The organism is Acetobacter tropicalis (assembly GCF_001580915.1).
Lineage (GTDB): Bacteria > Pseudomonadota > Alphaproteobacteria > Acetobacterales > Acetobacteraceae > Acetobacter > Acetobacter tropicalis.
In genome coordinates this window covers 22,497-35,810 of the sequence record NZ_LHZQ01000213.1, presented here as the reverse complement: position 1 = coordinate 35,810, position 13,314 = coordinate 22,497, and the positions used below count along the sequence as shown (strand labels likewise).

Genomic DNA, 13,314 nt, shown 5'->3' with positions numbered 1-13,314 from the left:
GCGTCCCCATTAAAGTGTGGCACGCTGCTTTTGAGGATGTTTCCTGACATAGTTTGTCCTGACGAAAAAAATTTCCTTCCGAGCAGAATTTTTCGCCGGAAACCCTCCACGGCATTCTGAGCCGGTATTGTCAGGCCCCATCTCGGCCTGAAACATCGCTTGCGTCAGGTTGTCCTGAAAATCCGCTACAAGAAGCCCTGCGAGCTTTCCAGGAAGAAAACGTCTGTCCCCTTTGTGAAAAAAGGCATTTGGTGGCATGATCTTTCCAACAAAAACATAAGAAGGCATGCCCCCATGAGCACCTCCGCGCCGCAGCAGCACAAACGTCCCGTCATGCTGGTTATTCTTGATGGGTTCGGCTGGAGAGAAGACTCCTCAGATAACGCCGTCCAGCTTGCCAACACGCCCGTTTTTGATGCGCTTTGGGCCAATGCGCCGCGCAGCTTTCTGCGCACCTGCGGCGAGGATGTGGGCCTGCCGGAAGGCCAGATGGGTAATTCGGAAGTCGGGCATCTGAATATCGGGGCCGGTCGTGTGGTCATGCAGGAACTGCCCCGGATCTTTACCGCCCTGCGGGACGGGTCTGTTGCCCGTAGCCCTGTGATGCAGGCTTTTCTTGCTACGCTGAAAAAAACCGGAGGCACCTGTCATCTGATGGGCCTTGTCTCCCCCGGTGGGGTGCATGCGCATCAGGATCATGCGGTTTCACTCGCCCGTATTGTGGCGGAAGCGGGTATTCCCGTCGCGTTTCATGTCTTTACAGACGGGCGAGACACACCACCGCAATCTGCTCAGGGGTATCTGGAAAAGTTGCAGGCTGAGCTACCCGAAGGTGTCACCCTCGCAACTGTCAGCGGCCGGTATTACGCCATGGACCGCGACAAGCGTTGGGAGCGGGTTGAAAAAGCCTACAACGCCATTGTCACTGCCGAAGGGCCGAAAGCCGCAACCGCGCAGGATGTGATTGCAGACGCCTACAAGGCCAATACCACGGACGAATTCATTCTCCCCACGGTGCTTGAAGGCTACACCGGCATGAAGGATGGAGATGCTATTCTCTCCTTCAATTTCCGTGCAGACCGTATCCGGCAACTTCTTGATGCGCTGGTGGAGCCTGATTTTGACGGCTTTGCACGCCATAAGGTGGTTTCCTTCGCGGCCGTACTGGGTATGACCCATTACAGCGATACGTTGGTGGAACGTATTTCCATCCTGTTCCCGCCGGAAACACTCACCAATATTCTGGGTGAAGTTGTCTCCCGCGCAGGCCGCAAACAGTTGCGCATGGCGGAGACCGAAAAATACCCGCATGTCACCTATTTTCTGAATGGTGGCCGGGAAACGCTGTTTGAGGGAGAAGACCGTATCATGGTCCCTTCCCCCAAAGTCGCCACCTATGATCTCCAGCCCGAAATGTCCGCGCCGGAACTGACGGATAAAGCCGTGCATGCCATTGAAAGCGGCACGTATGATCTGATTGTGCTGAACTTCGCCAATCCGGACATGGTGGGACATACGGGGGTTCTGAAAGCAGCCATCAAAGCGGTTGAGACGGTTGATACGGGCGTAGGCCGTATTCTGGAGGCTTTGAAAAAGCAGAATGGTGCATTGCTGGTTACAGCGGATCATGGCAACTGCGAAACCATGAGAGACCCGGATACCGGGGTGCCTCACACGGCCCACACGCTTAATGTTGTTCCGCTGGTGGCCTTCAATGTAGGCGACCGAAAACTGAAAGATGGCAGGCTGGCAGATCTGGCCCCAACCCTGCTGGATATGATGGGCCTGCCCAAACCGGATGACATGACCGGCGTATCCCTGTTAACGGACTGAATGCTCTTTACGCTGCCACCCTCTCCCCCCTCTGCCCAGCGCCGCCTTCTGGCGGGGGGAGTGTGTGGCCTTGCCGCCGTGCTTCTGACTGTAGGGGCTGGAATATCCCCCGGCACGGCGCTAGCTGCTTCGCAAAAAACCAGAGCGGCCAAAAGCAGCCATAGCGCTGGGCATGCCAGCAACCAGTCCTCTGCCAGCCACCATCACACCGCGTCCTCACGCAGCCACACCAGAAACTCCAAAGCCTCCGGCAGCAGCACTCCAACAACAAAAGCGGAACAGCAGGCCGAGCAATCTGTGCTGCAGGCGCGGCAGGCGCTGCAAACCACGCAGGCCCAACGGGATGCCATAAACCGGCAAAAAGCGGCACAAGCTGCGGCGGTGGAAGCCTCCCGCGCACGGAATGCGGCGGCTCAGGCGCTGGCCGTTCAAAGTGCCGCCAAAGCCACTGCGCTTTCCGCCGCGACCGTTAGCGCCACCACGCAGTTGCAAACCACGGAACAGCAGATTGCTGATCTCGATTCCCGTATTGCAGATATCCGGAAAGAACAGACCAGCCTTCATGCCGCGTTGGAGGAAGATGCAAAAGCGCTCTCCCCCGTGCTTCCGTTGGCCGAACGCCTGTCCCTTTACCCCTCAGATACCCTTCTGGCTGCCCCCGTACCACAGGGGGAAGCTGTAACAGGGTTTCTGGTTCTGCGTGGCCTCTCACGGGAGTTGGAGCATCAGGCCGAGGATATGCGGGCCAGACAGGAAAAACTGACAGCCCTTGATACCGAACTCTCAACCCACCTTACCCAGCTTGCCACCCTGCAACAGACCCAGACCCGGCAGCGTGACACGGTAAAGCAGCAGGCCCTCAAAGCGCGTGATGCCCAGCGGCAGGCCAACGCCGCCGCCCGCGCAGCTTCTCAACGGTTGGAAGACGCCACAAAAAAAGCCTCCACCCTTCAGGATGCCGTCTCCCGTCTGGATGCGCTGCAAGCCAATGCGGAAGCCGCCCTGCAAAAGGAAATTGCCGCAGCCGAGCGCGCCCATCAGGCGGCAAAGGATGAGGCCGCCCGCCGCCGCGCGCAGGAGCAGGCCGATGCAGCACGCCGGAAGATGCAGGCTATTCAGACATCAGCAGGTCCGGGCCTGAGTGAGCGTGCGCCAACGGGTGGCGGCACGCGCCCCGTGGCGGGCGCACTGGTAACAACATGGGGTTCCGCCACCGAATCTGGTCCGGCAACGGGTGTGACCTACCGCACCCCGCCGGGTGCCAGCGTACGCACCCCCTGTTCGGGGCGCGTTGATTTTGCAGGCCCGTTCAGAACTTATGGCCAGATGATCATCCTCAACTGCGGGCAGCATTACCGTTTTGTCATGGCGGGACTGGGTGGACTAGATGTTGAAACCGGGCAAAGCCTCACAAAAGGCGCACCCGTTGGGCATATGGGGGGCTCCGGCACCTTGTTTATTCAGCTTCGCCATGGTCAGAAGGCTGTCAACCCTGCGCCATTCCTGTAAGGAAAAGCGCACAGGCAGTTTTCCTGAGCGGCAGAAGCCGCTACTCTCCGTTGCCGCAGAGTGGTGGCAAGAAGCAGACACTGCTCCGGTTTGGCCGCACGATGTGCAATACAACAGTACAGGATACGACCGCACGGGCCACGCCCGGCGACAGGAGACGAGATCGCATGAAGTTCCGCACAGGTCTGATGCTCGGCGCTACCTTTCTGGCAGGCCTTGCCGTGGCCTCCCACTCAGGAGTGCTTTCTGGCGCAGGCATGCTCGCCTCCCCCGCGCTGGCTGAGAAGGCGCCCGATGCCTCCCCTACCGCCAACCATGCGGAAACCTACCGGCTGCTGACCCTGTTTGGCACCGTGCTTGACCTTGTCCGTGCAGACTATGTTGAACCTGTTTCTGACAAGGATCTGATCACCAACGCCCTGAACGGCATGCTCACCGGGCTAGACCCCCATAGTTCGTACATGACTGAAAAGCAGTACGAAGACATGATGGTGCAGATGAAAGGCGAGTTCGGCGGGCTTGGGCTGGAGCTTCAGCAGCAGGACGGCCATATCCGCGTTGTCTCGCCTGTGGATGGCACGCCGGGCTTCCGCGCTGGCATCAAGCCGGGTGATTATATCATCGCCGTGGATGGCCACCCCGTTGATGGCACGCCGCTGGATGAAGCCGTGAAGAAAATGCGCGGCAAACCCAACACCAAGATCACCCTGACGCTGGTGCGTGAAAAAACACCCAAGCCCATCGTCCTGACGCTGACGCGTGAGATCATTCATATCGAAGTGATCAAATCCGCACTGTATGATCGCATCGGCTATATCCGCATTGCCCAGTTCAATGAGGAAACGGAAAAAGGGCTGCTCAAAGCCTACAACCAGTTGAAGCAGCAGGCCGGCGGCAAGCTGGCCGGGCTGGTGCTGGACCTACGGAATGACCCCGGCGGCCTGCTGAATCAGGCCATTGATGTGTCTTCCAGCTTCATCCGGTCTGGCGAGATTGTCTCCACCCGCGCCCGCCACCCCAAGGACAGCCAGCGCTGGGATGCCCACGGTACAGATATTACCGATGGTCTGCCCGTTGTGGTGCTGATCAACGGTGGGTCAGCCTCGGCATCTGAAATTGTCTCCGGCGCATTGCAGGACCATCATCGTGCCGTGCTGGTGGGTACAAAATCCTTCGGCAAGGGGTCCGTGCAGTCCATCATGCCCATTCCGGGCAACGGTGCCATCCGCCTGACCACGGCGCGCTACTATACGCCTTCCGGTCGATCCATTCAGGCGCTGGGCATTACGCCCGATATTGCCGTTCGGGAAACGCGCGAAGACCCCGGCTTCAGCCTGCATGAAGCAGATCTTGAACATATTCTGAAAAATCAGGGTGGCAACCAGACCAAAGCCGTGCCCCGCACGGATCTGCCGGCCATTGCCAAGGATATTCCGGCTGAGCCTCCGGCCAACTGGCCTGAATTTGACTACACCAAACCCAAAACGGATTTCCAGCTTCAGCAGGGATTGCGAGTTGTGCGCTCCATGGCAGGATTGCCTGCGCCTGATCCGGCTGCCGCCCTGCCGCCTGCAAAAGTGGTGACCAAGGACGAAGCCCCGCACCATTAATCCGTGACAGGAACAGCCATCATGCACAGCACGTCCCTGTGGCAGCAGATGCCACCTTCTGGCCGGGCCTTTGTTCGCTTCTGGGGGGGCACTGCCGCTGTGGCTGGCGTGCTGGCAATCACCTTGCAGATCATGGGGCCGCCGCGTCCGGAAATTGGCGGTCAGGACATTGATCTACCCTCAGCAGACTCTGCGCAGCCGCAGGCGGCCAAAATCGATATTCCCGGCCTACAGGCGGACCTGCTTGAAAACCATAGTGGCCCGAATGGCTACGCACTGCCCAAGCGCGGCCAGCATGGGCGTATGGCACGCCAGGTCTATGCCGCCCCTGTGGTAGATGTGCCCGCAGGCTCCGCCCAGGTGGCACTGCTGATTGACGGCGTGGGGGATTCTGAGGCGTTGACGCAGGAAGCCATGACCTCCCTGCCCGGTCCGGTTTCTCTGGCCATTTCTCCCTATGTCTCTGATGCGGATGACATTATCCAGCAGGCGCGTGCCCACAAGCATGAAACCTTGTTGTCCCTGCCGGTTCAGGACGATAAAGCCGCAGGCGGAGCAGACGCCAAGGCTGCGAACAATGCTGGCCCCAGAGCCTTGGGGGCTGGGCTTTCCGCATCTAAAAATATGGAAAACTATAGCTGGGCGCTTTCAAGCCTTGCGGGCTATGCAGGTGTAACCAACGCCTTTTCCGGCCAGAATGGCGGCGCGTTTCCTCACTCTCCTGCTTTCACGCCTATTCTGACTGATATTGATAAGCGCGGCCTTCTCTACCTGAACGCAACACCGGGAACAGCCGCGCAGGGGCCGGGCGCCATTGGCACAGCGGATGTCAGCATCAATACCGATACAGATATCGTCAATATTGATATCCAGTTGCTGAAACTTCAGCAGGCAGCACGCCGGAATGGCCGCGCCATTGGGGTGATGGGGCCTTTGCGCCCTGTGGCTCTGGCCTGCCTGCGTGCGTGGATTCCGCACCTGAAAGATGTGGGCATTACACTGGTGCCTGTCAGCATGCTTGTTGCGCCCCAACCGGCTGCGGCATCATCCTCAACCACGCCAGCATCCTCTAAAGGTCCTGCTCAGGCCGATGGTGGCATGCATGTTCACCTGTCCGCGCCCAACTGGAACCAGCAGAACTCCCAGCAGCCCCGATTCTGAGCCATGACAGTTCTTTCTCCTAATAGTCTGCCCTACCGTCCAAATGTAGGAGCCCTTATTTTCCGTGCAGACGGCAAAGTCTTTATCGCCCGCCGCACGGATATGCCCGGCGTGGGCGGTCCCCTTTCAGAAGGCGTATGGCAATGCCCGCAGGGCGGCATAGACGAAGGCGAAACACCTGAAGCTGCCGTGCTGCGTGAAGTGCAGGAAGAAATTGGCACGGACACACTGCACATTCTGAAAGAGCATCCAGAATGGATTGCCTATGATCTGCCTGAAAATCTGATTGGCAAGGCATTGGGCGGCAAGTATCGCGGGCAAACACAGAAATGGTTTGCGCTTGCCTTCACCGGCACAGATCAGGACATCAATCTGAACCTGCAAAACCCGCCGGAATTTGATGCCTTCCAGTGGGTAGACCTCGCGTCCCTGCCCCAACGGAACGTGGGCTTCAAAAAGCCCATTTACGAAAAGCTGGTGCAGGACTTCGAGCCTTTCACCCACGCAAGCTAAGCCACTCCCCTTCCATCGGGCTTTGACGCTTTTTGAAAGCGCAGCCGTGTGAGGCTGGCGAGAAAGCGTGAAGGCCGGAAAAGCGCCCAGAGAGGCCGGATGTTGATTCATCGTGGGGTAAATACCCCTTCGATCACCACCACAAGTTGTCCTGCCAGCCCCGCCTTTCAAACAGCCTCCGTGCCTCGGCATGATCTCACGTTCAACAGCAGCCATCCCCCGCTGCAATAAGAACATCCCCCTTCTATTTTTCAGATGATACCAAGGGTTAATGGGGGTGACATAGAGTGCCCACTGGAACCATGGCCTTTCTCTACCTCTGGGTATGCGCCGAGATGAAAGCCCTATAGTCAAACCGCATAGCCATTGCTCTGATTACGCCCCACACTCTGGCTGGCCGACATAAAGATCGACCTCATACCGCTGCGCCCCTTCCACCCATGGGCATATAAAAAACCCGCCAGACTGGTCTGACGGGCTTTTCAATACAGGACTTAGTGCGCCGCTCCGGGCTTTCCTCCGCCCCTGATCGGGGTGAACAGGAAGCAGAAAGGGATGCACAAGAACGCGCCAATCCCTAGAATCATGAACACTTCATTGTAGGTCAGCATAGCGACCTGCCGGGTAAATTCCAGATACTGCACATGCTGGGCAATGCCTTCTGCCGCATGCTCGGTTGCACCACGCGCCTGCGCCACGGTTTTGGCCTGATCAAAGTAATCATTATAAGGTTGATGATACGGGGTCATCCAATGCACCATATGCGCCTGATGCGCCTGTTTCCGCTCCATCAGCAAGGCTGTGGCGCCCGAAATAGCCAGAGACCCCAACACGTTTCGGGACATACTGAAAAGAGCCGATGCATCCGCATTCAGGCGTTCCGGAATGGTCGAATACGCAATAGTTGAAAGCGGCACGAACAGAAAAGCCAGGCAGGCCGTCTGGCTCATGCGGAACAGCACAAGATGCTTGAAGTCCAGCAAGGGCACCAGATTGGCGGAACTGAACAGCGCCAGCCCCATCAAGCCAAACCCCAGGGCAATCACACTACGCACGCTCATCAGCGTCATGAGCTTGCCGACAATGGGAATCAGAATGATCACCGCAATACCACCGGGCGAGAGAATCAGGCCGGAGAGCGTGGCTGTGTACCCCATCACCTGCTGAGCAAACTGCGGAACAATAATGGCGGAGGCATAAAGCAATGCCCCCATGGCCCCCATCAACGCCGTGCCGACTGCAAAATTGCGATCCTTGAACACGCGCAGATCCACCGCGGGACGATCCGTATGCAAAAGCCACAAGACCGCACCCACCAGCCCGATAACCGCCAGAACGCCCATGACACGAATGAAATTGGAGCCAAACCAGTCAGCATCCTCACCACGGTCCACCATCACTTCAAGGCAACTGAAGCCCAGCGTAATCAGACCAATACCGATAATATCAATCGGCGCATTGCGCTTTTGTGCCCAGGGAGGATCTTCCACAACGGTCGCAACCCCAACTGTTGTCAGAAAACCGAAGGGTACGTTGATAAAGAAAATCCAGCGCCAGGAGAAATTATCCGTAATCCAGCCACCCAGCGTCGGACCGATAACCGGCCCCACCACGGCGGCAATGGCGGTCAGGCCAAACGCAGCCGCCCGTTTTTCAGGCGGGAAACTGTCCAGAATGATGGACTGCTGATTGGGCTGAAGGCCGCCCCCAAAAAAGCCCTGCATCATGCGGAACAGGATCAGTTCCACCAGACTCGTCGCCATGCCGCACAGGAAGGAGGAGACCGTGAACATCACGATACAGATCATGAAGTAGCGCTTGCGCCCGAAGACTTTTCCCAACCACCCGGAAATGGTGAGCACAATGCCATTGGCAACAAGATAGGCCGTCAGCGTCCACGTTGCATCATCATACGTGCTGGACAGGCTACCCGCGATATGCGGCAGCGAGACGTTGACGATGGTCGTATCCAGAATTTCCATGAACGCCGCCATTGTCACCACAAAAGCGACTGTCCATGGATTATGGCGGGGCTTCCACCCCGCAGCTGCGGCGTCGGCCTGCCCGCTCATTGCGCGGCGGGCTCATGCTCTGGTGTGCGTGCGTCTGTGTTGTTCTGCGGCACACCGTCCGGCTGTCCGGGAGTATCCACATGCACAACAGGCACAACGGAAAGCCCCAGAGCAAGCTGATGGTTGGGGTCCAGCCCTTCATCAATCACGATCTTCACCGGCACGCGCTGCACAATTTTCACGTAGTTACCCGTCGCGTTTTCAGGCGGAAAGGCGCTGAACGTGGCACCGGTTCCCTTTTGCAAAGAATCAATATGACCATGCAGCTTGATGGAGGAATAGGCGTCCACCTTGATATCCACCTTCTGGCCAGGGCGCATGCGGGTGATCTGCGTTTCCTTGTAGTTGGCCACCACCCACACTTCCGGCTCCACAATGGAGAAAATGTGCTGACCGGCTGAAACGTAATTTCCCTGCTCCACATTACGCTGGGAGATCCAGCCATCATGCGGCGCGCGAATTTCCGTCCATTCAAGGTTCAGGTCAGCGCTGTCCAGTTCGGCCTGAGCGTAGCGCACCTGCCCTTCCTGCTGGCTGACCTGAATTTTGGTGTTTTCAATGTTTGGCAGAACCGGCATGGCGGTCTGCACCGCACCCTGCGCTTCCATAACCTGCGCCTTGGCCGCATCCAGCGCCGCGCGGGCGTAATCAATATCCTGCTGGGACGTAGCTGCCCGTTCTACGGAGCGCTGCCGCTTGTAATCGGCTTCCGCCTTGAACACTTGCGCCTTGGCCGCTGCAAGGTTCCCCTGTGCCTGGGTCAGCCTACCGGGGAACTCCAGAGCCGCTACCTGATGCAGCATGTCCGCACCTTGCCTGGCAGCCTGCGCCCGGATGAGGGAGGCGGCAGCCTTGTCCCGTGCGGCTTTCCAGTCACGCGGGTCAATACGGGCCAGCAACTGCCCTTTGCGAACAAACTGGTTATCGTTCACCAGCAGTTCGGTCACGTAGCCGGCTACATGGGGCGCCACGGAAATGGAGCGGCCTGCGGTAAAGGCATCATCCGTTTCCACCTCATTGCGGGTCAGAAACCAGTAAACACCAGCGGCAATCGCCAACACCACGATTACGATTGTCAGAATAATCTTGCCGCGCGCGCTTTTCTTTTTTTCGGATGGCTTGGCGCCGGTTTCAGATGCGGCTTCAGCCTGTTCGTTATGGTCGTCGGCCATCCTGTTCCCTGTCCATCAAACGCATACTCATTCAGCAGCCACTTCACCCGCAGGGGTATCGGCTGACCGATCGGTTCGGTCAGTATGTGACACGATCATGAGACAGCATCAAGCGGACTTCATGCCGTGGGCATACGTTTGAGCAAAAAACCGAGGACCACGGTGGAAAAGAAAAAGAGACTTAAGGCCGCCCGGTAAGGCTGGCCACCGCCTAGCCGCCAGCTCTCAAAGCCTCTTTAAAACTGCTTTTATACTTTCCAGAAGGCTGATGACGCGGCCTCAGCGCTCAAGCCCCTGGGTCCGCACCAGCCGCGCATACAACCCATCCTGCTCAATCAGCTCATCATGCGTGCCGCACTCCACGGCCCGCCCTTCCTTCATGACGATCACAAGATCAGCAGACCGCACGGTAGAGAGGCGATGCGCCACAATAATGGTTGTGCGGGCCTGCCGCATCCGGGCCAGCGCATCCTGCACCGCAGCTTCATTCTCACTGTCCAGAGCACTTGTGGCTTCATCCAGCAGCAGCAGGCGGGGATCACGCAGCAAGGCGCGCGCCAATGCCACACGCTGCCTCTGCCCACCGGAAAGCCGCTGCCCGCCTGGCCCTACACTGGTGCTGTAACCGTTGGGCAATGCGAGAATAAAGGGTTCTGCTGCTGCTGCACGGGCTGCTTCTTCCACAGCTTCTTCCCGCGCTCCGGGTTTTCCAATCTGAATGTTGTCCCGCACGGAGAAATCAAACAGCAGAGGGTCCTGACTAACATACGCTATGGCATCCCGCAGGCTCTCCAGCGTCAAGGCCCGCAAATCTTCACCATCCAGCAGAATACGGCCTGATGTGACATCATGCAGCCGAGGGATAAGAGAAAGTGCTGTGGATTTACCCGCCCCGGAAAGCCCTACCAGCGCAACCGTCTGCCCGGGCTTTACCTTGAAGCTCAGCCCGTCCAACCCAACGCGGCCATCTGGGTACACAAAACCCACATTTTCAAATACCAGCTCTCCACGGCCGGGCGGGAGAGGAACGGCATTGGGCTGTTCCGTCACAGCGGGTTTTTCATCAATAACGTCAAAGACGCGCACAAGCCCTGCCAGACCTTCCTGCAAGGCCGCATTCAGCGCGCCCAACGCCCGCAATGGCCGGGCTGCCAGCAAAAGAGCCGCCACAAAGCCTGAAAAATCACCCAGCGTTGCGCCCCCCATAGCGGCACGCCAGCCGGCAAACCCCAACACCGCCGCCACTGCAGATCCGCCGAGAGCCTCCAGCAACGGATCAACACGCGCCCGGCCACGGGTAATGCGCAGCATGGCCTGATACAGATGATCAAAGGACAAAGCGGCACGTGCTTTTTCGCGCTGCTCCATCCGATACACCCGCACGGTGCGCGCCTGCGCAAAGCTTTCTGTCAGGAAAGCGGCGGTCTCGCCGATTCTCTCCTGCATACCGCCTGAAGCACGGCGCACCCGCTTGCCCAGTTTCTGGATAGGAACCGCAGCAATGGGATACAGCAGGCCAGCAATCAGGCTGAGTTCCCAATCCATATAGAACATGGAGGCAATCAGCCCCACCACGGTCACCACATCCCCCAGCGAGTTCACGGCGCGGATCATGGCTTCCCGAATAGAGACAGCATCCGTCGTGAAGCGAGCTGCGAGTTTGGCTGGGGGCTCTCGCTCTATCCGGGTGATGTCCGTTTGCACCAGATGGTCAAACATCTCGCCCTGCAAGCCGCGAATCACGACTAGAACCAGCCCCTGCGCGGCCAGTGTCTGCGCATACTGAGCCAACGCCTTGGAGACCGTAATCATCACCACAAGCAATGGCACCTGATACAGAATGCGCGAATCATGGGCCGAGAACATGTCCAGAGCACGCTGGATCACCAGCGGGTAAAGGGCCGTCAACGCCGCTGTCAGCACCGTCAGCCCAATAACCGCAACAATCCGGCCCGGATGTTTGCGCACCTGCTCCCGCCACAGGCGTTTCAGCAACACGCGTGTATCATCTGGCACCAGTCCGCCGCCGCGTGGCGTCTTGCCACCCGCTTTCTGCGCCTCCCCTTGCATGGCAACAGGAACCGTGGACGTGGGAGGATCTGCGGTAATGGAAGCCTGAACAGGCTGGACTGGAACCGGATGAGATGACGTCATGCTCGTCCCTCTACCAGCCTCCTGCCGCCACGTAAAAGAGAGGGGCGATCTTTTCCTTCCCGATTGTTACCGAAAACCATGCTGCAACTGCGCCAGACAGGCCTCGCGGGATGGCGTGCACCCCTCTGCCATCCACCAGTTTCGCAAATGTGCAAGCACCTGCCCCACCGCAGGGCCGGGCGCATGGCCTGCGGCCAGAATATCTCGTCCGGCTACCGGAAAAACAGGGCGCGGCATGGCCTCAAGACGCTTCCGCAACGCGGCAAAAGCCTGCGCGTCTGGCAAAGATGTTGCTTCCGTATTGGCCTGCGCCTCAGCCAGAAGAGTGGCCTGCCGCAACCATGTCCGGCCAACCAGATGGCGTGCCGGTTCATCGGCCAGAAAGCGCCGAAGGGTTGCATCTGACGCATCTGCCTCCGGCACGGGCCCGTGGGACACAGCCAGCAGAAACGCCGTATCAGCGCGCGAGAGTTTGAGGCGTTGCGCCGCCCCCTCTCTGCCCTTCTCCAGCAAAGCAGCCAAACGCAACACCGCATCAGCCGGTGCGCCCACCTGCACAAGGCCCGTAAACCGGCCAAGCGTAAAACCTTCCGGTAGGATTACGGACAGCACTCCGGCCTGTGCCATCATCGTCACCAGTCCATCTGCATTGGGGCCAGTCAGAATCCGTTGCAATTCAGACCATACCCGCTCCACAGAAAGCCGGGTTATCAGTTCCACCCGCTGCATAATGGCCTGCATGGCATCTGCATCGGGCTGCCCTACGCCATAACGGCCCTGAAAGCGAAAAAAGCGCAGAATCCGGAGGGCATCTTCCTCTATGCGGGTACCCGCATCTCCCACAAACCGCACAAGCCCGCGCGCAAGATCAGCCTGGCCGCCAAAATAATCATACAGAGCGCCATCCCGACTGCGTGACATGGCGTTGATGGTAAAATCACGCCGGGCAGCATCCTCCCGCCAGTCCGTGGTCCAAGACACTACAGCGTGACGGCCATCCGTTTCCAGATCCCGCCGCAGGGTGGTGATTTCATAAGGCGCAGAAGCGATTACGGCCGTGACTGTCCCGTGTGCCAGGCCGGTAGGCACCGTCTTGATGCCTGCTGCCGTTAATGTCTCCTGTACCTGCTCCGGTGTTTCCGGGGTTGCTATGTCCACATCCGCCACGGGCCGACCGATCAACAGGTCCCGCACCACACCACCCACCAAACGGGCCTGTGGCAATACGGCCCATATCTGCACCAGTGCCTGACGCTGGGCGGGTGTCAGTCCTTCACTGCCTGCGTCCAG

General features: G+C 58.6%; 10 protein-coding genes. 5 read left to right on the top strand and 5 right to left on the bottom strand.

All coding sequences use genetic code 11. The features are described 5' to 3' along the window. Nucleotides 1–9: 9 nt before the first annotated feature. Nucleotides 10–288, bottom strand: a complete 279-nt coding sequence (locus tag AD944_RS10940) for a hypothetical protein (RefSeq protein ID WP_045542866.1) — start codon at nucleotides 286–288, stop codon at nucleotides 10–12. Nucleotides 289–294: 6 nt separating this feature from the next. Here AD944_RS10940 and gpmI point away from each other — a divergent pair, with 6 nt between their 5' ends. The 5 genes from gpmI to AD944_RS10915 all read left to right on the top strand — a co-directional run bounded on the left by gpmI (nucleotide 295) and on the right by AD944_RS10915 (nucleotide 6,626). Then, nucleotides 295–1,833 (top strand): 2,3-bisphosphoglycerate-independent phosphoglycerate mutase, encoded by a 1,539-nt coding sequence (gene gpmI / locus AD944_RS10935; RefSeq protein ID WP_045542867.1) that lies wholly within the window; start codon nucleotides 295–297, stop codon nucleotides 1,831–1,833. Continuing rightward, nucleotides 1,834–3,342: a murein hydrolase activator EnvC family protein gene (locus AD944_RS10930; RefSeq protein WP_045542868.1), complete on the top strand. Its 1,509-nt coding sequence runs from the start codon at nucleotides 1,834–1,836 to the stop codon at nucleotides 3,340–3,342. It abuts the gene before it with no gap. Nucleotides 3,343–3,509: 167 nt separating this feature from the next. Continuing rightward, a complete protein-coding gene (locus AD944_RS10925; protein WP_006559288.1) occupies nucleotides 3,510–4,952 on the top strand; it encodes a S41 family peptidase in 1,443 nt (480 codons plus the stop codon). A gap of 21 nt (nucleotides 4,953–4,973) precedes the next feature. Beyond that, nucleotides 4,974–6,113, top strand: coding sequence for a divergent polysaccharide deacetylase family protein (locus AD944_RS10920; protein ID WP_045542869.1), 1,140 nt, complete (start codon nucleotides 4,974–4,976; stop codon nucleotides 6,111–6,113). A 3-nt stretch (nucleotides 6,114–6,116) separates the two neighbouring features. Next, complete coding sequence (locus AD944_RS10915) at nucleotides 6,117–6,626, top strand: RNA pyrophosphohydrolase (protein WP_045542870.1); 510 nt, start codon at nucleotides 6,117–6,119, stop codon at nucleotides 6,624–6,626. Between the two features lie 494 nt (nucleotides 6,627–7,120). On the opposite strand, the gene AD944_RS10910 is transcribed toward AD944_RS10915, so the two are convergent. The 4 genes from AD944_RS10910 to AD944_RS10895 all read right to left on the bottom strand — a co-directional run bounded on the left by AD944_RS10910 (nucleotide 7,121) and on the right by AD944_RS10895 (nucleotide 13,314). Beyond that, nucleotides 7,121–8,698, bottom strand: a complete 1,578-nt coding sequence (locus AD944_RS10910; RefSeq protein ID WP_045542871.1) for a DHA2 family efflux MFS transporter permease subunit — start codon at nucleotides 8,696–8,698, stop codon at nucleotides 7,121–7,123. Next, nucleotides 8,695–9,870, bottom strand: coding sequence for an HlyD family secretion protein (locus tag AD944_RS10905; protein WP_045542872.1), 1,176 nt, complete (start codon nucleotides 9,868–9,870; stop codon nucleotides 8,695–8,697). Before AD944_RS10905 ends, AD944_RS10910 begins: the two co-directional genes overlap by 4 nt. Before the next feature lie 279 nt (nucleotides 9,871–10,149). Beyond that, nucleotides 10,150–11,940 carry an ABC transporter ATP-binding protein gene (locus AD944_RS10900; RefSeq protein WP_045542889.1) on the bottom strand — a complete coding sequence of 597 codons (1,791 nt, stop codon included), beginning with the start codon at nucleotides 11,938–11,940 and terminating at the stop codon, nucleotides 10,150–10,152. Nucleotides 11,941–12,090: 150 nt separating this feature from the next. After that, nucleotides 12,091–13,314 carry a CCA tRNA nucleotidyltransferase gene (locus tag AD944_RS10895; protein ID WP_045542890.1) on the bottom strand — a complete coding sequence of 408 codons (1,224 nt, stop codon included), beginning with the start codon at nucleotides 13,312–13,314 and terminating at the stop codon, nucleotides 12,091–12,093.